This is a genomic window from Bdellovibrio sp. HM001 (genome assembly GCF_055397275.1).
Map to the genome: position 1 here is coordinate 1,951,013 of NZ_AP029174.1, position 22,343 is coordinate 1,973,355.

Annotated in this window: 30 protein-coding genes; 3 read left to right on the forward strand and 27 right to left on the reverse strand. The window is 48.3% G+C overall.

Annotated features, from left to right (window positions below; genetic code table 11):
• Positions 1 to 11 precede the first annotated feature (11 nt).
• The 8 genes from ACZ5ZZ_RS09395 to ACZ5ZZ_RS09430 form a co-directional block, all read right to left on the reverse strand.
• Positions 12 to 1,577: a packaged DNA stabilization protein gene (locus ACZ5ZZ_RS09395; protein WP_464139072.1), complete on the reverse strand. Its 1,566-nt coding sequence runs from the start codon at positions 1,575 to 1,577 to the stop codon at positions 12 to 14.
• Entirely contained in the window at positions 1,577 to 2,341 is a 765-nt protein-coding gene (locus ACZ5ZZ_RS09400; RefSeq protein ID WP_464139073.1) for a hypothetical protein, read from the reverse strand. Before ACZ5ZZ_RS09400 ends, ACZ5ZZ_RS09395 begins: the two co-directional genes overlap by 1 nt.
• Positions 2,341 to 2,661: a hypothetical protein gene (locus ACZ5ZZ_RS09405; RefSeq protein ID WP_464139074.1), complete on the reverse strand. Its 321-nt coding sequence runs from the start codon at positions 2,659 to 2,661 to the stop codon at positions 2,341 to 2,343. The genes ACZ5ZZ_RS09400 and ACZ5ZZ_RS09405 overlap by 1 nt, the downstream gene beginning before the upstream one ends.
• A gap of 66 nt (positions 2,662 to 2,727) precedes the next feature.
• The gene (locus ACZ5ZZ_RS09410) at positions 2,728 to 3,966 is read right to left on the reverse strand and encodes a P22 phage major capsid protein family protein (protein WP_464139076.1); all 1,239 of its coding nucleotides are present in this window, start codon (positions 3,964 to 3,966) and stop codon (positions 2,728 to 2,730) included.
• 9 nt (positions 3,967 to 3,975) lie between these two features.
• Positions 3,976 to 4,890, reverse strand: coding sequence for a hypothetical protein (locus tag ACZ5ZZ_RS09415; protein ID WP_464139077.1), 915 nt, complete (start codon positions 4,888 to 4,890; stop codon positions 3,976 to 3,978).
• Between the two features lie 2 nt (positions 4,891 to 4,892).
• Positions 4,893 to 6,995 carry a portal protein gene (locus tag ACZ5ZZ_RS09420; protein ID WP_464139078.1) on the reverse strand — a complete coding sequence of 701 codons (2,103 nt, stop codon included), beginning with the start codon at positions 6,993 to 6,995 and terminating at the stop codon, positions 4,893 to 4,895.
• Between the two features lie 54 nt (positions 6,996 to 7,049).
• Complete coding sequence (locus tag ACZ5ZZ_RS09425; protein WP_464139080.1) at positions 7,050 to 8,522, reverse strand: terminase; 1,473 nt, start codon at positions 8,520 to 8,522, stop codon at positions 7,050 to 7,052.
• Positions 8,500 to 9,045, reverse strand: a complete 546-nt coding sequence (locus ACZ5ZZ_RS09430) for a terminase small subunit (RefSeq protein ID WP_464139082.1) — start codon at positions 9,043 to 9,045, stop codon at positions 8,500 to 8,502. The genes ACZ5ZZ_RS09425 and ACZ5ZZ_RS09430 overlap by 23 nt, the downstream gene beginning before the upstream one ends.
• 108 nt (positions 9,046 to 9,153) lie before the next feature.
• Between ACZ5ZZ_RS09430 and ACZ5ZZ_RS09435 the strand changes: the two genes are divergently transcribed.
• Positions 9,154 to 9,351: a hypothetical protein gene (locus tag ACZ5ZZ_RS09435; protein WP_464139083.1), complete on the forward strand. Its 198-nt coding sequence runs from the start codon at positions 9,154 to 9,156 to the stop codon at positions 9,349 to 9,351.
• Here ACZ5ZZ_RS09435 and ACZ5ZZ_RS09440 read toward each other — a convergent pair.
• The 19 genes from ACZ5ZZ_RS09440 to ACZ5ZZ_RS09530 all read right to left on the reverse strand — a co-directional run bounded on the left by ACZ5ZZ_RS09440 (position 9,344) and on the right by ACZ5ZZ_RS09530 (position 18,914).
• Positions 9,344 to 9,556 carry a hypothetical protein gene (locus tag ACZ5ZZ_RS09440; RefSeq protein ID WP_464139084.1) on the reverse strand — a complete coding sequence of 71 codons (213 nt, stop codon included), beginning with the start codon at positions 9,554 to 9,556 and terminating at the stop codon, positions 9,344 to 9,346. The genes ACZ5ZZ_RS09435 and ACZ5ZZ_RS09440 overlap by 8 nt on opposite strands.
• A 108-nt stretch (positions 9,557 to 9,664) precedes the next feature.
• Positions 9,665 to 9,817: a hypothetical protein gene (locus ACZ5ZZ_RS09445; protein WP_464139086.1), complete on the reverse strand. Its 153-nt coding sequence runs from the start codon at positions 9,815 to 9,817 to the stop codon at positions 9,665 to 9,667.
• A complete protein-coding gene (locus ACZ5ZZ_RS09450; RefSeq protein ID WP_464139088.1) occupies positions 9,814 to 10,092 on the reverse strand; it encodes a hypothetical protein in 279 nt (92 codons plus the stop codon). The genes ACZ5ZZ_RS09445 and ACZ5ZZ_RS09450 overlap by 4 nt, the downstream gene beginning before the upstream one ends.
• Before the next feature lie 82 nt (positions 10,093 to 10,174).
• A complete protein-coding gene (locus ACZ5ZZ_RS09455) occupies positions 10,175 to 10,363 on the reverse strand; it encodes a hypothetical protein (protein ID WP_464139089.1) in 189 nt (62 codons plus the stop codon).
• 39 nt (positions 10,364 to 10,402) lie between these two features.
• A complete protein-coding gene (locus ACZ5ZZ_RS09460; protein WP_464139091.1) occupies positions 10,403 to 10,786 on the reverse strand; it encodes a hypothetical protein in 384 nt (127 codons plus the stop codon).
• 1 nt (position 10,787) lies between these two features.
• The gene (locus tag ACZ5ZZ_RS09465) at positions 10,788 to 11,135 is read right to left on the reverse strand and encodes a DUF1064 domain-containing protein (protein WP_464139092.1); all 348 of its coding nucleotides are present in this window, start codon (positions 11,133 to 11,135) and stop codon (positions 10,788 to 10,790) included.
• Positions 11,113 to 11,310, reverse strand: coding sequence for a hypothetical protein (locus tag ACZ5ZZ_RS09470; RefSeq protein ID WP_464139094.1), 198 nt, complete (start codon positions 11,308 to 11,310; stop codon positions 11,113 to 11,115). The genes ACZ5ZZ_RS09465 and ACZ5ZZ_RS09470 overlap by 23 nt, the downstream gene beginning before the upstream one ends.
• A complete protein-coding gene (locus tag ACZ5ZZ_RS09475; protein WP_464139096.1) occupies positions 11,307 to 12,455 on the reverse strand; it encodes a transglycosylase SLT domain-containing protein in 1,149 nt (382 codons plus the stop codon). Before ACZ5ZZ_RS09475 ends, ACZ5ZZ_RS09470 begins: the two co-directional genes overlap by 4 nt.
• Before the next feature lie 631 nt (positions 12,456 to 13,086).
• Positions 13,087 to 13,569: a hypothetical protein gene (locus tag ACZ5ZZ_RS09480; protein WP_464139098.1), complete on the reverse strand. Its 483-nt coding sequence runs from the start codon at positions 13,567 to 13,569 to the stop codon at positions 13,087 to 13,089.
• Between the two features lie 308 nt (positions 13,570 to 13,877).
• Positions 13,878 to 14,360, reverse strand: coding sequence for a hypothetical protein (locus tag ACZ5ZZ_RS09485; RefSeq protein ID WP_464134051.1), 483 nt, complete (start codon positions 14,358 to 14,360; stop codon positions 13,878 to 13,880).
• Positions 14,357 to 14,782, reverse strand: coding sequence for a hypothetical protein (locus tag ACZ5ZZ_RS09490; protein WP_464139099.1), 426 nt, complete (start codon positions 14,780 to 14,782; stop codon positions 14,357 to 14,359). Before ACZ5ZZ_RS09490 ends, ACZ5ZZ_RS09485 begins: the two co-directional genes overlap by 4 nt.
• A 1-nt stretch (position 14,783) precedes the next feature.
• Entirely contained in the window at positions 14,784 to 15,023 is a 240-nt protein-coding gene (locus tag ACZ5ZZ_RS09495) for a hypothetical protein (protein WP_464139101.1), read from the reverse strand.
• A 43-nt stretch (positions 15,024 to 15,066) separates the two neighbouring features.
• Positions 15,067 to 16,071: a DUF6745 domain-containing protein gene (locus tag ACZ5ZZ_RS09500; RefSeq protein ID WP_464139103.1), complete on the reverse strand. Its 1,005-nt coding sequence runs from the start codon at positions 16,069 to 16,071 to the stop codon at positions 15,067 to 15,069.
• Between the two features lie 12 nt (positions 16,072 to 16,083).
• Complete coding sequence (locus ACZ5ZZ_RS09505) at positions 16,084 to 16,467, reverse strand: hypothetical protein (protein WP_464139104.1); 384 nt, start codon at positions 16,465 to 16,467, stop codon at positions 16,084 to 16,086.
• A gap of 94 nt (positions 16,468 to 16,561) precedes the next feature.
• Positions 16,562 to 16,789, reverse strand: a complete 228-nt coding sequence (locus ACZ5ZZ_RS09510; protein ID WP_464139106.1) for a hypothetical protein — start codon at positions 16,787 to 16,789, stop codon at positions 16,562 to 16,564.
• Positions 16,790 to 16,896: 107 nt separating this feature from the next.
• Positions 16,897 to 17,112, reverse strand: coding sequence for a hypothetical protein (locus ACZ5ZZ_RS09515; protein WP_464139107.1), 216 nt, complete (start codon positions 17,110 to 17,112; stop codon positions 16,897 to 16,899).
• A gap of 79 nt (positions 17,113 to 17,191) precedes the next feature.
• Positions 17,192 to 18,139, reverse strand: coding sequence for a DNA cytosine methyltransferase (locus ACZ5ZZ_RS09520; RefSeq protein WP_464139109.1), 948 nt, complete (start codon positions 18,137 to 18,139; stop codon positions 17,192 to 17,194).
• On the reverse strand, positions 18,103 to 18,762 hold the full coding sequence (locus ACZ5ZZ_RS09525) for a hypothetical protein (protein ID WP_464139110.1): 660 nt from the start codon (positions 18,760 to 18,762) through the stop codon (positions 18,103 to 18,105). Before ACZ5ZZ_RS09525 ends, ACZ5ZZ_RS09520 begins: the two co-directional genes overlap by 37 nt.
• Positions 18,762 to 18,914 carry a hypothetical protein gene (locus ACZ5ZZ_RS09530; RefSeq protein ID WP_464139112.1) on the reverse strand — a complete coding sequence of 51 codons (153 nt, stop codon included), beginning with the start codon at positions 18,912 to 18,914 and terminating at the stop codon, positions 18,762 to 18,764. The genes ACZ5ZZ_RS09525 and ACZ5ZZ_RS09530 overlap by 1 nt, the downstream gene beginning before the upstream one ends.
• A gap of 748 nt (positions 18,915 to 19,662) precedes the next feature.
• Between ACZ5ZZ_RS09530 and ACZ5ZZ_RS09535 the strand changes: the two genes are divergently transcribed.
• Together ACZ5ZZ_RS09535 and ACZ5ZZ_RS09540 are read left to right on the forward strand one after the other, a co-directional pair.
• The gene (locus ACZ5ZZ_RS09535) at positions 19,663 to 21,210 is read left to right on the forward strand and encodes an MFS transporter (protein WP_464116969.1); all 1,548 of its coding nucleotides are present in this window, start codon (positions 19,663 to 19,665) and stop codon (positions 21,208 to 21,210) included.
• A 155-nt stretch (positions 21,211 to 21,365) separates the two neighbouring features.
• Complete coding sequence (locus ACZ5ZZ_RS09540; RefSeq protein ID WP_464130796.1) at positions 21,366 to 22,337, forward strand: universal stress protein; 972 nt, start codon at positions 21,366 to 21,368, stop codon at positions 22,335 to 22,337.
• The last annotated feature ends 6 nt before the right edge of the window (positions 22,338 to 22,343 follow it).

Sequence of the window (22,343 nt, forward strand, 5' to 3'; positions counted from 1 at the left end):
GGTCGGCTTACTCATGAAGCACCTACCGTCAATTCGATCTCGGCCCCGATGATTGTCACCGGAACTGGGTCTGTGATTTTCACCTTAAAGACACGGTCGTATGCCGAACCCAAACGATTCCACTTCACGCGCTTTTTAAAGTCTCCGATTCCACCAATCTTCTTTCCTGCTGAAACCCACGCCTCTGATGACCAAGTGTGGCCCCCGTCGTTCGAAAATTGGAGCATGACTTGCGGATCTGAACCCTGGACGTTGCCATCAAGTCCCACGCCAGTTTCCATATCAAGCTGCAGGGAATGGAAGAAAACGCGCTTCATTGCCGCGCTGATATGCGGAGAAATGCGCAGTCTGGTGATTGTCTCGCCGTCATCGGTATAGACGTTTTCATCGAACTTGTAGACTTCACCGGTCGCAAAATCGCCGACCATGTGAATCCCAAGATCCATGAAAAAGTCCAAGTTGTCTCCGCGGTGGCGAAGTAGATCGCCGGCCAGCGTGTACGCTCGCTCATGCCACAAGCCCGTGGTCAGGTCGTAAACCCAAGTAGCTTCAGCGAAGTTCAGGACATAGAAAGAGTGTCCATTTTTTTGGTAGGTGTATGCCGTGGCCTTTGAAATGTCCGCATATCGAGAAAGAGCCTGCTCAACAGCGTGAGTGCTAATTCTTTGCGGGCTCAATCCTTTTGCGGCGTAAACCGTTCCTTGGCCCGATTGATCCCGGCCAATCCAAAGGATTGTGGCATCGGATTTAGCAACGCTGTAAGGCGCTGCGCATCCCGTTTCGATGAATCCGCCCTGAACGCGCTCGAACGGGAAATCAGCATTGCCGGTGTTCATCCATACTTCAATTGATTTTTCGCCCATCAACCAAAGTTCGCGCTGGCGATCCATCATAGAAATCAGATTGTCCTGGCTTCCTTCTGAGGACGCGAAAGACAGAGGGTTGAACACAGCACTATTCCAGTCAGAAACAAAAAACTTACTGGTGGATGAGTCATTGAAAATGTAGAACCCGTCGATAAAAACCACATGGGAAGGCTTCTCATTTTCGAGAGTGATATCGCCGAACGTCTCAAAAGGAACTTTCGGATCGGTACCTGCCTGTGTCCACCCTTGAGAATATCGATACAGTTTCGCTCCATCTGCCAAATACGCCTCATCGGTAAGACCTTTGATGATCGGCCCTGGCGCAGGCGCCGGATTGAACTCGCTATATTTTCCACTAACGGACTTCGCGGTCACGGGACCCGTCGCCGTGCTTAGGTCGCCAACTTTGTGGGTTGACCATGCTCCGGCAATGAATGAGCAGGAATAGATCTCGGATCCACTCACCACAAGCACTCTGTTTGGCGGAACCAGAGGATCCACTGTCGGCTTCATTGCGTGAACCAAACGAATCGGCCCGGTACCAACGGTGAAGAGCTTTACCAATCCAGGAGTTGATTTGAAGTAAACGGTATTGCCGTCCTTGCCTGAACCCGACTCTATCACTTCAGGATAAAGGTTCACGCAACGCTGGCAATCCACGTTTACAGAATCAAGTTTGTAAGTGGGTCCGACGAAGCCTTGGAACTTCATTACTTGCCCGCCCTTGTGCTTATTCCATAGGCATCAGACTTCATAAGCGGAACTCTGATGTTTTGGCGCTTGATCGCGGCCTTTGAGTCGATAGCGGTCTTTTCGATGCGGGCTGACACTTCCTTGCCGAACTCTGATCCAAGCAAAACAGCCAGATTGTACTTCAAGGCCTGCTCGTAGCCCGGGGGAAGCTGAATCTCAGCGTCAGCGTCCGCAAACGCATCAAGAGCCTTTTTCGCGTACACCACAAGTCCCATTGTCTGACTTGGAACCGGATAAACATGAAGAGTCTCAAGTGGTGACGTACCTTCTGCGTAAATGGCACCAGGCGCCGATGACTGAAGTGACTTCATCGAAATTCCAGCCCACTGCTGGTAGTTACACACGCTCATTGGGCTTTCGTGATTTACAGCGAGGTTGTATCCGACAATCACCGGAACAGGATCTGGCTCTTCAGGTGTTGGCTCTGGCGTCTGATAAATCGGCGTCTTTATCAGATCACCATAAGCGGAGCCGACGATTTCCATAGGTCGGCTTGTATCGAAGTCACCGCTCGCCCCAACGGTATAGATGCCCTTGCCAGGAATAAGCTCAAATACTTCACGAGAAAGGCGGAAAAGAGCCAGGCGCTCTGTGCTCCATGATCCGATCATCATATTTAATGCCTGCAGAGAGTCTTGCATCTCAGAAGCCGATGGCTCCTCACCGGATGCAGTGACCCCTACCAGCCTCAGAGATCCTTTGATCAGATCACGAATAGTCATTACAACTCACCGACTTTTGCAATCAGGTCGTCTTTGTTGAGTTTTTTAAGCTCAGTTTCATCAACGCCTTTTTCAACCAAATACGCGATCAACTGCGGCTTGGTCATTTTTGTGAAGTCTTTTTCCTGGATCGGTGCCTTTGTTTGCTCGCCTTCGCCTTCACCGTTCGTCGGTGCTTCTGGCGCCTCATTCGATTTTTTATCGAATGCAGCAGGTGTTTCTTCCCAGCCCTCGCCCGCTTGTTCATGCTCAACCTCGTTGTTCACGATTTTTGGAGCCTGTGTTTTGTGGTAGATCCACTTTGGATAAACTGTTGTCATTTTTATTCCCTTGAAAGAGTACAAAAAAGGGAGCCCGAGGAATTCCCGGGCACCCTAAAGCTTTGATTAGGACAGACGGCCTACTACGCGACCTGCGAACTCTGGGCGAACCACTTTGGATCCGAACAAGATGTCCAGACGCTTGATGCCCTTACCAGACAGGATGTTACCCGCAGTCCAAAGACGTACGGACAAGCCTGTTTCTGGGTCAGTCGCCACAGTCATTTGCTCGCCTTCGATCTTCTCAAGTGGCACTACGCAAAGAGCGATTGCAGACTTATGGAACACAAGGTTCTGGATGCACTCGATGCCCGCATAGCTGGAAGCGTGGCCGAATGTCGTAACTGCAGAGTTATCAGCAGGCACGTTGGACACGTTCTGATATGCACCGGAAGCAATGATCGCTGGGTAGATACCCAATGTAACCGCGCCGGCACCAGAAGAGTCCGCATCTGCAGTAACAACGAAGTCCATCAATTTACCAGTGGATTTCTTGGTGATCGGATTCACAGCGTAAACGCCCGCGAATTGAACCACGTCACCCTTTTTCCAGTAACCGGTTACAGACGCTGTTGCGCCATCAATCACAACGCTTGTCGCGCCATCAGCAGTCGCGCCGTTCGTCAATGGCGTGCCGCCAAGAGCGCCAATTTTGTGTGATGGAACTACCTGAGACATCAAGAAGTCCACGCCAGCTGCTCTTGTCACTTCACCGTCCAAATACTGCTTGGAGATAGAAGTGGATGGATTGAACAGGCCGTTCATGCCGCTTGCAATGGACTGCTCAGTGAATGGATCAATCGCTGCAGAAATATCACGAACAGGCGCGCCCAAAGACATCAACTTCGCTTTAGCAAAACCAAAAACGTCAGTGTTGTTTGGAATGTTCGCGACAGATGGGATACCTGCATAGTTTGCGATGGACTGGTAGGACTTCTGCATTACATCAGCCATCATGTTATCAACCAAAGTTGTAACAGCAGGCTCGATGTAACGTTCGCGGAAGTTGTCCAACTTCAGAGTGCGCTCGGAATCGCCAAACTGCATACCGATGTGCTTTTGGCTGTTTACAACGATAGGAACTGACTTCTCTTCAGTGTCCTGCGGAGTCATTGCCTCGCCATCGCCAACAACGTATTGCATCGGCAAGCGAGCATTTACGGTGTCACCGATTTTGTGACCTTTTTGAGCGAACTCTTCGACATAGCCGACGTTCATTCTCTTTTTCAGTTGACCTACAGCATTCTTGGCAACCAAAAGTGCTTCGTTTGTGATCTGGGTATTTGTCAAAATTGTATTAGCCATTTATAGCTCCTATTTTTTGTTCTTTAACTGTTGCATCCTGATTTTTTCGTACTCGGCGAAGGAGATATTTGGATCACTCAGTGACTTAGTTAGAGCCCCGCCGCCACCGCCAACAGTCGATACTGGTGCTGGCGCCTTGCTTGTTTTGTTGATTGATTGTGAAGAGCTTTTCTCTGCAGCAATCCCTGCTTCGATCTTCCCAATTTCCCTGATAGCGGATGCTACGGACAGTTTTTGCAGTCGTTCGTATTCGCCTGGTGTTTTGAGAATCTTATAGAGAATGTTTGGACCCAAATCGGAGCTCATAAGAGCCTCAATGACATCTGGTGCTGCCTTAAATTCGCCATATTCTTCCGCGAAATCAGCGACAACATCGTCAAAGTCTGTTGCGGTCTTTTTGAACTCTGCCAGTCGCGCATTATGCTCATTTTGCATCTTGCTTTGAGCTTCTTGCGCCTTCGCTTGAGCTGTGGCCTTTTCAGATTGCAGCTTCTCCTGCTTCAATTCCCACTTTGTGTAAGCGCGAATATATTCAGCATTCGTGTCGAAATCATCCGGTCTTGGCTCTGCTTCGCTGGCTTGCTGTTTTGATTCAACCGGCTTCGATTCTTGGTGACTTTTGCCTTCGGCTCTTTGTCTCCAATACTCCGCTAATGCCTCCGCGTCGGAAGCGCGTTTCGTCAGCTTGTCGAATCGTTTCTGCAAACGATTAGGACGGTTCTTTTGACCAACATCTTGCTGGTCTTGCTCTTCATTGCCCTGACCTTCATCCAAATTGGAATCGGTGTCTTGGCCATTGTCTGATGATTCCGAGTTATCAGAAGTTCTATCTGCGTGTGCAGATGCGGAATTTTGAGACTCTTCCTGTGAATTTGCCGCACCTGATGCGTTGTCAACAGTTTGAGTGTTTTCAGTACCTGGCATGGTTATACTCCCATGAATTGACCTGGCTGACCGCCAGTGGGTTGTTGAACATTTGGCATGCCCTGATCAGGGGTAATGCCTGCAAAATCTGGATTGATTGGTTGATCAAAACCGAGAAGCTGTTGTCTGCGGTTGATCTCTGCGATCTCGGCCTGCAAAATTGCCTGAGACATTGGAGCGTGTGCTTTAAGCAGCTCTTTCTTCATGTCCACCTCCATCTTGCCGAACTCGATACGCTCTTTGGATTCAAGCTCCATTTTCTTGGTGCCGATCTTGGCGTTGGCATCAGCCAATGCGCCCTGAAGCATTCGAACTGTTTGGATAAGCTGTTGCATTTGAGCTTGGGCTTGCGGCGGGATCTGCTGATCTGCTTCACCAAGGACATTCGGAGGAACCAGCCTACGAAGGCGCTCAGAGATTTCCTGCGCTCCCGGCCAGTCCATATTTTTTGCCAAAAGATCGCCCAGAACCTGCGCTGCTGCCGGATAAACCGTAATAAACTCAAGGATTGAAGCCACAGCTTCTTGGCGTTTGGTCGCGAATCCAGGGCCAGCCTCAACAACTACGTCGTATTTCCCTTTTCCAAGGTCGTAACGAAGCGTCTTGCCGTCTTTTTGGAACTCCTCGTTGATTCGGATGATTTCAGCTTGCCCATCTTCACCAAGGATTCTTTGTGTTCTTGGTGTGTCGTAAATTACTGGGATGATCTCAAGAAGGATCCTTCCAGCATGTCGCATGGACATGTTCAAATTATCCACAAAGTGGTAGTTAGAAGTCTGAGTCTGATTTGCTCTGCGCTGAATCGCGATGCCTGAGTTTTCATTGCTTCGCGCGCCCAGGGCCGCATCGTAGATGCCCGTGGTAGCCTTGATATCCTCTGCCGACTGCATTCTGGCGCCAGTGATCGCCTGAGTCGGCGGCTCATAGGCGTTTCTCTGAGGCGGCGGAACTGGTGTCCCGCTGATATCAATCGGGTTATACGGAAGAACGGAGTGTGTCTCTGTGTTCGCGTTTTGCCAATAATCCTCAAATCCTTCAATCTGACCGGCGGCCGCAATAAACGGAGCTTTTGGCGCAAGAGCGATTGTCTCGGTCTCCGCCGTGGCCCAGAAATTGTACATTCGCTGCGGGTCTTTGGCGTGGCGGATGATCCCCTCGAATACCCTCTTGCCATCGATCATGGACTCGCTTCCGTAAACCGGAATGATTGGAATCCACTGACCTGGGAACTCAGTCTCCTCAAGGACCTGGTTACCGACGATTTTTGCCCAACGAACAACACAAGTTGTTGTCGAGCGCTTGTTCTGAATGGAATTTTCAATGTCGGGAACAGACTTTTTAAGCTCGTCCAACTCTTCCTGAGTAACAGATCTGCCATCGTCCAATAGATAAACAGTGGTCTGCTTGAAATCTTTGTAGAAATATTCAGCAACACGACAAGAGTCAGGTTTTATCCAATCTGGGTAATCTTCGTGTGATCTCTGCCAGACATCATCAGCGCAGATATCCGCATCCTTGTACTTCGCCTTGAAGTCATCCTTCGGCATATCTTCAAAAATGAAGGCCCAGTTGGCATCGGATCCATCTGGTTCCCTTGAGAACGGGTCGAATGCCACTGCGAAATGATCAGGAATCCTTTTAATAAGGGCTTCCTGCAGGAATGATGTAGGACTCACATAATCTGTGATGATGCGGAAGAAACCGAAACCTTTGTCAACTGCGCCTTCAAAAGCATGGTCGTAAGCACTCTCGGCGTTCGAGTTGTACTCGATATGACGAATGATGCCTTGAAAAATTTTTGCCGAATCAACATCGGCTCCATCATCAACAGGCAAAACTCTGATAGATGGGCGATTCTGCTTCTGGTCGTTTGTGATTTGGCGTGTGAACTGCGGGATTCGGTTGATTGTCAGACATGGGCGCTTTAATGCTTCCCTGTTTCTGCGCATTTGCTCGTCCCATTGAATTCCGGCTTTAAATTCCAGATCTTCTTTGGCAAGCTGACGGGTTTTATCAAAGGCTTCCTCGGACAGTTTAAACCTGTCGCGTGCGACCTTCAGCAAATCTTCATTCGAATTTGATTTTATCTCTTCGGATTCCGCCACGAGATCAGGCTGTGGCTTATATTTTCTTATATCTAATTTTAATTAATATATATTTTATCCCATCCACCCATGGGCGCCGGATCTGTTTACGCTCAACTTCGGCCTCGCGCTCTTCGGCTTCAATGTCACTGGGAAAGCAAAGCTCAAAGCCAAGGCATCGGCTCTGTTCGGTGAAGGGACATCCCGGGCCTTCATGTCCTTTTTCGATTCGATCTGGATCTTACCGTCAACCCGCGAAACTGTTTCCGGACCGATAAGCTCTTGATGAAGAGTCGGATCCTTAGGAATGGCGCCGCCGTCGCGAAGCCAATCTTTCATAAGCTTCCACATCTCTGCCCGCTTATTTAAGCAGCCAGGGTCAGAGGATTCTCCGGAAAACCAGACAATCTGCCATTTTCGTCCCATGGTTTTGCCGGCACTGACAATCCCGGTACCGTAACCGCCATCAATGAAAACCGCATCGGCTTTCTCATCATCCTCGATTGAGGCAATCAGCGTGGCCATCTGGAAGTCATTGTCGTTTTTTGGAATCGTGCGAAGGATACTGAACTTCAGGCCCTGGCGAAGGCCGATAACAAATTCATCATCCCCTTCCCATGCTGGATCCACCGTGAGGATTTTCGGGGCAAAGTTGTATTGTTCTGGCTTTAATTCCCGGCCATAAGCCGCATCCACCAGATCAAGGCCAATGAATTGCTTCATAGAGGCAGATGGGAACATCCCGCGGACGCGGACTTTCACAAAGTCTGAATCCAGGCCATAATCTTCGATCCACTTATCGAGCTGGACTTTATTCGTGCCCTCGACCGTTCTGGAGTCGATCTGATGGCCGATCCACCGGTGCTTAAGTTTCCCAAAGCACGCCCTGAAACGCCCGGTATTGCGCGTAGGGTTCCCGAAGCATAACCAGATGATCTCGGTGTTATCGTCGGTCAGAGCCCCCTCTGAAACTTCCCAGATAATATCTGGGATGGCCGAGGCCTCATCGAAAATAAGAATGACCCTTTTCCCTTCATTATGAAGGCCGGCAAAGGCTTCTGTGTTTCGCTCAGACCATGGAACCATGTCAATGCGCCATGTCTTTTCGTGATCCGGATCCTTAGAATACATGGCCGTGGCCGTGAACTCGAACCAGTGCTTATTGATGGACATTCGGTGCCACTTTGCGAGCTCGGCCCAAGTCTTTTGCTTCAGCTGATTTTCAGTGTTGGCCGTGACCACACCGCGGGTATCTTCCATGGTGGACATCGCCCACATGATAACGATGGAAACAAGAGCTGACTTCCCGATACCGTGCCCTGAGGCAATCGCCATCTGGATGACTTCTTGGGCCGTCAGTTCGCCGGCGCGGAGCTTTTCTCCCATCGTTTCCAGGAACTCACGCTGCCATTGCCGCAGGGTTTTTCCTTTTAAAGGCCCCTCGCCCCAGGGAAAGGCGTAAAGCGCATATCCCAATGGATCGTGCTGGAAGCTGGCGATATCCTCAATGAGCTGTAGCTCGTGATCACTTATGTTTTGCGCGCTCACGGGCTTTTCTCATGGTTTCAGCCAGGGAAAGGTCGGCTTTAACTTCAATTTTGTCGGTGAATAATTTGAGGTGGCGACCAAGAAGCTCAAGGGACTTTGGTTTATCCCAAATCTTCACCTTTTTCGTGTATCCAATTTGTTGCCGATCTTCACCGTGGCCGTCGAACAGATCTTCGATATCAACGCCAGCCACAGCCTTAGCTACATCGTCCGGCCATTCACTCGGCTTGAGCATGGATCCATCTGCATTATACAGGCGGCGAATGTCGAATGTGGCGATTTTCAAAAGCTCGCCTAACACCAACTCAGAAGTAACCCCGACTTTTGAGGCCCGCGCATCCATCTGCCTTTGGATCTCAGCTTGGATCTTGGGATTGTCCATGTTTTCGCTGGCAATACATCGTGCTGACTTCTCGCTATACCCGGCTCTAATTGCTGCTTGTGTGGCGTTAAGATCGACCAGATATTCCAGGACAAATATTTTCTGCTTATCGGTGAGTTCAGAACCTTCATTCTTGGCCATGATTCCAAAATCACGCCTTCGAACTATTTATACCAATATTAATTAATTTATATTTTTTAGAACTAATATTTTCTTGAAATCCGCTCTGGTATTGGGAAATATAAGGTCATGAAACTATCTTTAAGTCTCAAGGTCGATAAGCAAGAAATCTGCACTGAAACAATCGGCATTCCCTGCAGTGAAGATATGAAAAGACAGATCAACCAGCTCCGCAAGGTCTGCGGAAAGCCGGTCAATCACAAGATCCGTGAGTTCATCAAAGAATTGATTGAACAGAATAAAGACAAGTTGGAAAAGGCTAGCTGATTTCTTCGAAGTTGTGCTCGAAATTGTGGAAATCTAGAAACATTGATGGCTTAACCCATATCCCCAAATGCACTACTCTGGTTTTTCCAGATGTGACTTCAATATCCTGGGCGTCATAAACCTTCCCCTCTTCAATCTCAACCTCGTGACCCATATCTTTATAGGCAAACGACTTTTTTGCTCTGACCTTAAAACGACGTGCCATAGATTCTCCTTAATCTGGAAACTATGAAACGGCATGGGCAAGTTCAATCAAAACGTGGTTTAGTGGAAATTATTCAATCCATTTACCCGGATCGCAATAGCATTTTTCCTACTTTTTATCCTTACTAACAAAGTGGCAAAGGCAAATTGGGACAATCATCCACGCTGGATGCCACTGGTGGAACGTCACAAAGTACATGAAAAGCGCCAGAATTCCGATATTACCAATGCTCATGGACAAAAACATGCCGATGTCTTTCACGCCTCCACCCACTTCTCGGCCTTGAGTTTTACGCCGCAGTGTTTGCACTCATGCACAAAAAGATTGATGTAATTTATCTGCGAAATAGGCTCATGCTTGCAGGGCTCTTTGTATGGCTCCCAGTCATTATGGCAAACCAACTCAACAGCAGAAAAGTTATGGCACGAATTGTTCTGATCAACCATGTCACGATGAGACGCACGGAAACGAAACTTTTCTCCGGCGCTCTTTTTAATAACCCAATTTGAAATACTCAAAGCTTCTTGCAGTGTCACAACGTCCTCACATATCCAGCAATAGCTATCCCGAGACTGATCAACGCGATCACCAGGGGGAAATAGACTAGCTCTTCTGACTTCATTTCTTCACCTTCTCAGCAATTGCCGCAGTCACGGTTACAGGCCAGACCACTGATGCCGCAGTCGTAAGCACAGTGCAAGGCCCCGGCCCCATCATGTGACCTCCACCAGTCCCGTAACAATGACCAGCCCCGTAACCCGCGGCCGTGAAAAACCCGGCAAGATAGATCCCTAGAATGATACTCACACACCCTCCAAAAACCCCCCTCCGGAGAGGGGATTAAAATCAAATAGATTTGTAGTCCTTAACCATAAGTTTTAGAACTCGGTTCTTTTCGGAAATTTCCCGTTCAAGCTCATGAATATTCTGCATCATCTCGTCTCTGGCGAACTTTTTAGCCCCTGACTCTTTTCCAAAGAACTCTTTAATGGCACGACCGCTCATAATAAACTTAGTTTCAGTTCCATCATCTTTCCGCACCATAAAATTACGATGAGTGAGATTGACATGAGTAACTTCCATTGACTTAAGAACACGTGTTTTTGCGCGTCTCTTTGACTCATAGTCATATTGTGTTTTTGGATCGCTATAAAAGAGCGTCATTCCAACTTTAAAATCAACACCATCAACGGTCCGCATCGGAACATCTTTAATTTTTTGCTCAGCCATTCTAAACCTCCTCTATGTGTATATCGTGCACCGCCATCATCAGTGCTTTTTTAATTAAATAGTCCCTTGTCTTAAAACCCTTCACATCGACGACCTTGCGATTGCCGTACATATCGAAATACTCAAAGTCCGCCACGTAGTGCATGACTCTGTTTGAATCCACAAAGCGCACTGGCTTGCCATTGATCGGGAAGTCGAACTTCACCTGGCAGCGCAGGCTTGTGATGTCACCGCGGGACTCCAGGAGCTTCAGGCGGCCGTATTCCCGGGCTTCCTTTTTTGAATCAAACTTCTGGCCATCGACCACGGTCTTTTTGTTGCCGTATTTAGGCGGTCTTTTTCGGATCATATCTAAACGCCTTTATCGCCCGCTCGCACTTCGTTTTCCGCGCACTCAAGTAACGGAAAGCGTCCCGGATTCTGGGAACATCCTGGATCTGCTGAGCTGTCAGGACACCGATCATCTCGGTCAGCGCCTGAAGCTCTTCAATGAGTTGTTGTTCGTAGGTTAGTTTGTGGCTCATCTCGTTGATTCGACCCCTGATGATTTTGAGCTGCAATTTACTGACTTTGTGATCTTTCTGGGCTTCTCGGCTTCGGCTGGCCATCTGACAGAACAAATCTCTTTGACCGGGTAAACTGAGACCTTCCAGGTATTTTGCTGATTTCCGCCATAGCCCGCGAAGGTCGCACCTGATTTCAGTAGATCCGCCGGCGCACAATCACCATTTGCCATAGTGACATGGTTCCCTGATTCAGATTTGCAGTTGTAGCCGTGATTTGTGCGAATAATCGCCCCTTGGGGGATGCCGTCTTGCTTCCAGTTTATCTCAATCCCGTACTTGTCCCAGTTTTTCGCCAAGGCCCCGTCTTTTTGATAGCTGTATCCAACGCCTACCAAGGCCACGGTCGCCGCAAGTCCACACCAAGCCGCCCAATTCTCTTTGATTGTGCCGAGATTAAGCCCCAAAAGGCCCCATTTGCCCGACATGAAGCGATTAAACTCCGGATCGGTCTCTTTCTTGCCTTCGTACTTCTTGGCTTCCTTGAACCAAGGAGCGACGCCAGCGGGCTTCGGCGGCTCTGGCTCATTTGGACCGAATTTCATCGCCTTGGTCACGGCGGTGATCTTATCAATTTTCTGATAGCGATTCCCGGGCCTCAGTGTCGCAAAATACGCCTTAGGATTCCCGGTCTCATGGTTCGGGATAAAGATCTTCCCGCGCTTTTGGATTTGATTGCAAAGGATCTCAACGCCGAACTTCAGGTTGTTCGTTGGATTTAGAAGGTCCGCGAATTTATACCCGCGGCGCAGGCCATAGTTCGCCTGGTCGATCACTGAAAGCTGCAAAAGTCCGATTGACCAGGAGTCGGGATTGTTTTTGGTGCCGACATCCACATTTTGGCAATTCGGATCCCAGCCGCTTTCATGGAAGGCAAGCTGCTTGAAAAACTCCACCAGAACGGAAAGCTGATTCTCCTTGGAAAGATCCTTAAAGTCCGGCCTGATCACATCCACGTCCGGCGCTGATGCCAAGATCTGGAAGAAATCACCCTTACTTATCTGAGCTTTTAGCGTCTCTTCATATTGTGGATTCCATCCAACTGGATATTTAGACTCAACTGCCTTTGCTGATTTCGCTGGAAAAAACCAACTGAAAATTCCCATCTCTCACCTCCGCAGAATAAAATCCCGCGGTCGGAAAGAAAAATCAAAACAGGTACTTTTGAATGTGGATAACTCAATTTTGGATGTTGATAACTCAATGACGCTGGATGGACACTATAGTTTTGAAGGCTGCTTATTATTCGGATTCATTATATCTCGGATTCGTAGGAGCATAACCCTGACTATCCCAATCCTCGCGAAACTCACCCTCTATTTCCTTGCGATATTGTTTTGGAATCCGATCATAAATTAGTGAGGCCCCACAATCTGGGCAGGGCACTGGTGGCTGCGGCGCTGACTCCATTTCTAACAAAAACTTCTCACAACATGGCTTTAGGGACATAGGCGGTTCCTTTCTTTATACTCCTATTAGTATAGTATGCCTCATTACTAGGAAGTAAACGTATTGCACAAATATTTCCCTACTTAGAACCGCACCAGACCCGATTCGGTTAAAAAAGAGTTAAAAATCCAAGGCCATGCGCACCCACCAGGTCCCCCAAGGCTTAACTGGCTGGTTCACAATTCACCTCTCCTAAATATTTCTCACCACAATTTCTACACACGCCTTGATGCTCGGGAGAATGGTTCAATCCCCAGAATACGAAGTTGCAGCAGATAGTTTTAAATTTCATCCCCTACCGCCTTTCATGGCTTCACCTGGAATCCAGTTATTACTACAGTGGACACAATGTCTTGTTGATTTCATATCCCTGGCGACAGCGAAATCAATACTACCACAGGTCGAGCAACGCTCGATAGATCCGCAGATGCACCCACCTAAGTAATCAAGACAATTCTTTGTGTGCGTTTTCTTTGCTTTGTTCGTGTTTTTAAGAATTTCAACTTCCTTCTCCAACTCCAAACATCTCTCGGCGATCTGCTTGATGTGGTTGGCGGCGAAAACTATAAAAGCCTTGTTATGCTCAATCTGAACTTCATCACGGTAGTGATTACAGACCTCTAGGACATCTTCAATTTCAACTTCGGAAAGTTGTCTTGAAATGAAAGTGTATCTTGCTCCGCACTCGAACCAGTCCCCGGGAACAGCATTACCCCTCAACTCCAAAGCCTCTCGGCACAATTCAGATACTGTTTTCGCTTCGCCGCTCATTTTACAAACCTAACACTTTCTTCCTATACAAATTGCGGTTGTACTCTGTCTTGCATGGCTTGCACATCGACTGTCTCTGCCATGCTTTTTTGTCACTTCGTTTGTGAAACTCATCTTCGCTTTTCAACTGGAAGCAGTTATTACAAACTTTAAAACGCTCGCCATCCACCAAAAGAGACTTCTCAATTAAGCACTCATCATGCAGAGGCAAGCCCCTCTTTTTTCGGTAAGCCTGCCTAGAATAGGTGCGATGCTTTTCCTTTACTCCTGGTCTTCTCCAATACTCTTTTTGATACTGGCGGCGCTTTTCATAGTTTACGTGCGCCATATTTCATCAAGCAAAGCCGCTTACTTCTCCTGCACACTGCGGTATCCTCTGCCTCCTGCATCACTTGAAAAAAATTGTTGTGTTCGATTGCGTCTCTAAGTTGGTTGGCAATAAGGAAATCCAAGAGGACTTTCTGATCGGCTCCTTCGGTTAGTTTCACACTGATCCACCCCCAAACATTGGTGCGGCATTTAATCACCATTTCCTCGTCCAGCTCAATTGCATAGAACTTATGCAGGGTCTCAGCCAGAGCTCTCTCTCGATTGGAATGCTTGGCCAGAAGGCTGGCAAAAATCCTATCCAACATGGGAATCAGAATCGCGCCATCTCCGCAACTGGGCTCAAAAAAGAAGGTTTCTTCGCTTCCAAAGAGCTCTTTATCCAAGAGATCCAACATTTCGTCAGCAGCCCATCTGGGTGTGAATACCTGGGTTTCTTTAAGAGCACTTACTTCGCCGCTCATAATAAACCCTTACCATCACATCGCTTGCACTTTACAGTCCAATTTGGCGGGTTTGTGTATCCATTACCGTTACAGTCGCGGCAGATTTGTTTTGAACTATTCGGAATTTCCGAAGAGTTGGATTCTTCGCCGATGAAAGAGCGCCACTGATCAATGGATTCATTTATGTCATCCTGATACCACTTCGTGTACTTATACTTGAACCATTCGTCGAAGTTTTGATTCGATTCCCACATATCTTCAGAAGCAGCGAACTCCAAAGATTTCACCAACGCCTTCAGCTCCGGCAGTTCAAGGATAAACTTTGCTCCAGATTTGAAATCGTATTTACATGCCTCTGATTGATCATCAATACCGAGCATGCTCATGCTTCGCTCGTGCTTTTCAGCTGCTTCTTTCAGTCTTTCTTCAAGCTTGGTCATTTCAACCCCAATACCATGATTTAACTTTGTTGAACTGCTTTGCCATTGATTCAATAAGCCAAGGGGCTGCCACAGAATTTCCTTTTCCGTGAATGATCACCACTTCGCGAAACAGCCAAGCCCAATAATTGCGATGCTTATTCAAATCTTCCAGGAGTTCATCGCGTTCTTTTCTTAGTCGATCACGCTCTCTCTTGATTTGGTTGATATATTCCTGCGTAACTTTGACTTTCTTTTTCATGCGTCTCTCTCTAAAAAAGCCGAGCCTAAGCCCGGCTATAAAATTAACTCAAACTCACCGGCGGAATCCATTTAACCAGGTCATTTCGGAAGCAGAGAGCCTCCTCCACGGTATCACCTTGAACTCCCTCGATGTGCGCTACTCCTAAGGATGGATTGATCATCTTAAGGTACGGACGCTGCTCGCCGTCGCCTTGGTAATCAATAAGCAGCAATTCATACTGTCCGCCGACCTCATACACTTCCTGATCAGCTATCTCGGCACCAAGAATCTCAATAGCTTTGTCGATACCTACGCGCTGAACCAAACAGCGACGATAGTCAGCGTTTCCTTCTCCTATGATCATCTCTTTGGTGATCTCTTCCGCTGGGATAGTGACGATGTTTTCTGGAAGGCGCATCCCGTGGATCGCATAGACCGAATAGCCATCAGCATATTTCACGGCCGCTGTGTGCAGAGAATGCAGGCGATTCTCGGTGTCACGCATAATTTCGACTGGCCTCTCAGTGAAGATCACTACGTTTTCATAGAACCATGTGACGCCGACTTCTTGAGCGAGCGTCATCAACGGAACCAGGCGCTTACAGCACTCAAGCTCACACACCTCAAGGAAGTAGCTATAGAAGCTCAGCCAATAAGCGTCCATAGATCCCCAGAATCCAAGCTCATTCCATTCACGCCACAGATCTGTTTTACCGACTTGGTCCCCGACTTGGCCCCCGACTTGGTCCCAGACTTGGCCCCCGACTTGGCCCCTGACTTGGTCCCCGACTTGGCCCCCGACTTGGCCCCCGACTTGGTCCGCTTTAAATGTGTCATACTTCTTCGCAATCTCTTTGATGAGACGAGCACCGATCACCCCTTGATATGGAGAATCTAGCCAAATGAAGATCTGCGGCTCTTTCAATCCAGCCTCTTTATATGCAGCCTTTGCGGCGGTTTCGGCGGCGGATCTGTTGGCACGCTTGGTAGAAAGTCCGATATCAAGCCATTTATCTCGGTATTGCGAAAGTTTCGTTGCCTGTTCTGGCGTAAGTGCTTTGATCATTTTAAATTTCCTTTAGTCGATGATTTTTCTGGATTCTTCTTTGAGGTGATCGAATTCATTCACAGCATCGATGAAATACTCACCAGGGCCGATCTTTTGAGCGTGGTGTTCAGCTCTTTGCATCGACACCAGATCCTTGACATGATCTAGAACGCATTCCTCGTCCACCTTTACAAAAACTTGCTCACCATTGTGAAACACCTGGAACTTGCCGTCATATAGAGCGTGGTTATTATTTTGCCCCTTCAGGATGAGATTGGTTTTTACTGGCGTTGCATCTTCCGGGATCTTGTCAAAATTTAGGTTCTTGAAAACACCCTTAGTTCCGCACTTTTTCACCAGGCAATCGCCCTGCTGATAGTACGGGGAATCTGGATTCTTAATTTCGGCAAACATTCGTAACTCCTTGTGTGGTTTGAAATCTATTTGGCTTCGCAAAAATTTTCTGAATTTCTTTTTTAATGTGGATATGTCGCAGACGCTCTGTGGATTACCCTACGAGCGTCTTGACCTTTTCTTGAAAGCGGCCTTCGGTGAGTTTTTCCGTTAGCTTCCTACGAAGCGCCAGAAGCTCGTCGTTGATGGCCTTATAGTTACCCTTCAGCTGCTCGATTTCGTTGTTCTTGCGGGCAAGCAGCGTCTTTAATTGGGTATTCTGTTCGATCAGGGAATCAGCGATCATTCTGAGGTCATTGTTTGGTTTTGTGGGGGAAGTCATTCAATCCCCACTTTCTTGAGGGCTTGGCGGGCCACTTTCGCGTTTTCCTCAAATCCTTCATCTGAATCAAGCTCATATCTCTTAAGATTCTGTTCCATTTCGACTCCCTACCAAACGAAATCGGGAACTTTGATAGTTCCGTTGAGATAAGGTTTTTTCGCAGTTCGACTGCATCCATCGACTGTGATCTTTGCGCACAACAGAATTTCACCCTCGGACAAATCCAAAGTAAAAATCTGGGGCTTTAATCCATGTTGCTTTTCGTATTTCGCAATCAGATTCCTAATCTGGCTGTCGATCGCATTCCATTTAGTTAAACTCACATTCCCTCCAAATCACCCCGGCAGAACCACCACAGAACGCCGGGGTTACAATCCACACTCGTTACTCTATTCGTGTGGGTTAAAAATTGTTTATGCTGTTAAATCCAATGAGCGTTTCGAACGCTTCCCTGACTTGGGCCGGAACAACTGAATTCCCAAGGCATTTAATTCTGTCCACCCGATTGTGTACCCCATGAGCCACTCGACCCACTGCGGGTTCAGAGTCCCACCAGCTTGGGTCGCCAGCGACATCCCCGTGTCCCGACCACGACGTCTTATCGCTGACTCTCTTGTTTCGTAAAACTCTCTTGCTCGTGGAGTTGCCCACATGTGAACCGCTGAACCCAAGTTCGGACTCTTTCGATTCCCCTGCTTTGCTGACGAATCTTTCCAGTCCCGCGCATTCGGAGTGGGCCATAAGCCCGTTTTGGCCATCCCCTCCAGAGAATAGACCTTTTCCTTGGTGCCTGGTTTGAAGTGATATGCCCTGTTTGGATCGGTCGCTGTTGGCGTGGGAAAGTAAGAACCACCTTTCGCGGATGTGCGGGGCTCCAATGCTTGAGGCAGAAATAGACGTCCACCGACAGTCATACCCCACTTCTGTAAAAACTTGTGTGACTTCAGCGAGGCCGCGAGTACGGATTGCCGGCACATTTTCAAGGAATACGAAGCTGGGACGAGTTTCGCGGACAAGGCGGATAATTTCGTAGAATAAGCCACTGCGCTCGCCTGCCAGACCTTTTCCAGCTCCAGCAACACTGAGGTCTTGGCAGGGGAATCCTCCGAAAATAATGTCAATTGGCGGCAGCATTTCTCCGGTGAGCGTTTGCACGTCATCCCAGATCGGCGCTCTATGCAGCTTTCCTTCTGCAATTCTCGAAAGAAGTACGGACTGAGCGTATTTGTCTTGTTCACAGTAAGCGACGGTTTCGACCCATGGGCTGAGTGCGATACTGATCCCGCCGATTCCGCTAAATAAATCCAAGCCATTCACGCGCTCTCCTTTTCCGGGTTTAGATTTTTCCATGAACGCTCCAAAAGCCCTGCAACGCGCTTCACCTCGAAGTCGTTGTTTTTCAAGCCACGGATAAACTTTGGGCCACCAATGGCGTTCAGATACGGCTTGCGGGACTCACCCAGCCATTCAAGGGCCTTGAAGTCGGAATCGAAAAGAGTGACGGCCAAAAAGCACTTCTCAGCCTCATCCCTAAAATCAATTTTTCCCGCACTATCTACATCTTCTTCTTTATCTTTATCTTCTTCTTTATCTTGGCGCGCTTTTGGCGCGGTAGTGTCGCGCATTTTGCGCGCACGTTTTGAGTCTCTATCTAAGAATTTCAATATCTTAGGGAATTCGATGTTGAACTTCTCCTCAACTCTAGTGACTTGAAACAGGTTTAGTTCCGAACATGTTCCCAGGAACTTCCCAAGATTTACCGACTTTATCCGCAACTTCTCCCGGAGTTGTCTTTCGTTGAAACTGAACTTCATGTCGGCTTCGGTGAACTCGCGGTCCACCGGTTTTTCCAAACCTTTGATGCAAAATTCAGCAAACAGCCAGTATCGGCCGTAGGCCTCAACGCCGAGCTTATTCATCAGGTCGTTGAGCGTGCCTTCGTCAGCATCCGTAAAGTGCTTAAAGAACTTCATCACCCCTCCAGCATTTCCAAGGTCTGCAGGTGATAGTTGATCCGGCGTTGGATCTGCTCGCGCTCCTCAGGGTCTGCAGCTTTAAGAAGTTGGGCCCGGAGCTGATCCAGGCTGGCTTTAAGTTTTCTGATCTCCGATGTTGTGGAACTCATTTCCCCTCCAGGAACGTGCTGAAGCCGCGCAGAACCCCTTCTTGCGGCTGTGATTTTTGATTTGCTTTGGTGCATAAAGATTGTGAAAATGATGAACAGACAGGACTTTGTGCCTGTCTCAAATTGGGAATCTGGAAGAGTTGCGATACCCCAATTTTACCGCAACGTATGCCTTCTTTTGCCTGCCGTTTGCTGCCGTTATGTGCAGTTTTGCAACCCAAGAATGGGGTTCCCAAACAAAGACAAATACTAATAAATTCAATAACTTGAGTCTGAAAATATCCACCGATACGCGATTTCGCGCGCAAGCCTCGGTAGGCTGTGTTAGGTGGGCTGTTTGATGGGACTTTGTGAGCCGCGATTGCGGCGGTTTTGGGACCGGGTCTCTCTTCGCTGGAGAGTGGTCAAGGACCTACCGAGGTTCGAAGGGATCTTTTCGATGTCTCCTTCTGAAACCCAACATATCGCCCTGGACCTATAAGCACAAAGTCATAATTTTTAGATTTTCCATAAGTTTTGCTTATGGATAGTTTCAAACTCCAAACAAACAAATCCCCGAGTGAAAAGCGTGAACTTTTTGCAGTGTGCCATAGGGGCCCGCAAAGAAAAAATCCTAACATCGCCGCCGAACCGCGGTTTCCCCGCGTCCTAACCAAATCTTAAAATAACTTCAGCGCAAACTCAGGCTGTTTAGATTGCCAATCGCTCATTTTTCCTTTAGCTTCCTCGAAATTTTACCGGAGGTTCCATGGCATTACTACTCGTCAGCGCCTGTCTGTTCGCGGTTATTTTCTTGTACTTCAAGAACAATCCGCTGGGACATTCACGCAAGTTCATGATTCGTCGTTTCGTTAATTGGTTCCCCCTGGGGATGACCTATGCCTTCCTTTACATGGGACGATATAATCTGAACGTTTCCAAGAATGCCTTGGGCGACATGATGACCAAGGAACAATTCGGCATCATCTTCGCAGCCGGTACAATCACTTATGGTCTTTCCTTCCTGCTCAATGGCCCCATCGTCGACAAGATCGGCGGAAAAAGAGGCATCATCATCGCCGCTTTGGGATCTTCCATCATGAATCTTTTGATGGCAGGTGCGACCTATCTTTACATGATGGGAACTTTGAAAACCAACATCGTGGTTGCCTACTCCACACTCTTTGCGCTGAACATGTTCTTCCAGTCCTACGGCGCGGTTTCCATTATCAAAGTCAAAGCCTATTGGTTCCACGTTCGTGAACGCGGTGTCTTCGGTGCGATCTTTGGTACATTGATTTCCTTCGGGGTTTACTTCGCGTTTGACTGGGGTCAGGCCATTGTTGAAGCGTCCAAGCTGACCCTGGATCACGAACCAACAGCCTTCCAAAGCTTCATCCGCCACATCTTTGCGATCGACACAGGCGTGACCAATGCGACGTGGCTGGTGTTTGCAATTCCGGCATTCCTGCTTCTGTGCTGGGCATTGATTGACTTCGTTCTTCTAAAAGACTCTCCGGCGGAAGCGAACTTCGGCGACTTCGACACGGCCGATGCCTCCTCTGACTATGACGATGCCAATGTTAAAATCACCATCGGTTTCATGCTAAAAAAGATCTTCACAAACCCAGTGATGATCACCATCGCCCTGGTGGATTTCACTTCCGGCGTTTTGCGTAACGGTATCATGCAATGGTACCTGGTCTTTGCACACGAAATGAAAAACAAAGACGCTATCTTCTTTGAAGGCTCCCAGTTCTTCATTAAAAACTGGGGTCTATTGCTGTGCATGACCGGCATCTTTGGTGGCTTCATGGCCGGCATCATCTCTGACCGCATGTTCCAGTCGCGCCGTGGACCTCCAGCAGCCATCAACAACTTCATTATGATTCTTCTTTTGATCGTCATGGCTTTCAACCTGATGAGCAATCCAACGGTTGTCGGTATTGCCGCGGTGATGATCACCCTGACTGTTATCGGCGTTCACTCTTTGATGTCCGGAACCGCTGCGGCTGACTTCGGTGGTAAAAAGATGACAGCCACAGCCTCCGGTATTGTGGATGGTTGCGTGTACCTGGGTTCTGGTATCCAGTCCTTGGCCATCGGTTATCTGTCACACAAAAGCTGGTCTTACTGGCCATTGTTCCTGATTCCATTTGCTATTATGGGTCTTCTTCTTTCCTTGCGTATGTGGAATGAACTTCCTAAGGCGACCAAGAAGTATATCGAAGAAATCGAGAAAGCCGAGGAAAAGGCACAAAAACGTGGCACTACCACGGCGATGTCCTCGTCCTCTGATCCAGCAACAACCACTTAGTTTGTGGTTTTACACAAGTAATGACAAAGCCCACCTCTTGGTGGGCTTTTTTCGTTTTATACCGCCCCACAGGCTCTTGTTTCCCAACAAGAACCCAGGACAGACCCTTGCCGCCTCCCCACCCTGCACAGGCAAAATAAGAGCAGGGAGGTTCTATGAGAATCATCTGGGCTTTAGATGCATTTGAGGACAACAAAGAACTCAACCAAAAGATGGCGGACTATCTGACTCAGATCCACAAAGCCACTCTGGCTGAAATCGAACCTCTGTACCTTCTACGGGAAAACGAAATCGTCCTTCCGACTTACGAAGTTCCTGCCTGGGTCACGGATCATTCCCAAACAGCCGAATCTCTTTTCCGCGAAGTTTTAACAGACTACAATCTGCCCTTTTTGAAGGATCCCAAGGTTATTCCCCACGCCTCACAATCCCACGCCGGGGCCGCGGAGACCCTGTCCCATTATGCCGCCCGGACCCAAACAGATTTGATTGTCGTAGGCAGCCACGGACGCCAGGGGATTCAACGTTTTATGCTGGGAAGTTTTGCTGAAAGCTTGCTGTTGCAAAGCGAAGTCCCCGTCTGCGTGATCGGGCCTCACTCATCCCACACTCACACGACAAAAAACATTCTATTCCCAACAGAGTTTGGAGAGCACTCAAAGGACAATTTCCGCCACACGCTCGAGCTAGCAAAAAAACTGCGTGCCAGCATCACATTGCTTCACGCCATCCCAAGACCGATCGAAAGTTTGTTTGAACTGGACACACGACCTCACGTCTATAACTACAAAGGCAAAATGCTATCTCTGGAACAGATTGTAGAACTCACCATTGAATCCCAAAGCCATCGCGCCCAGCACTGGGTGGATTGGGCCGAAAAAGAAGGCGTTCGGGCTCAGTTTATTATCGACAGCACATTTAAGGAGGTCGACGAGCTGATCTTGGCTGCAGTTGAAAAAAACGAGGTGGATCTGATTGTAATGGAGGCTCAGAGTGGCCCTCTCAGTGCGGCACTACTGGGAAGTTACACGCGAAATGTCGTTCGCAAATCCAGCTGTCCGGTGTACGTGCTGACTCGTCGCTTTTATGACAAACAAGAGGACCGTTTCGCAGAACCGGCCCCCTAGTTTAAA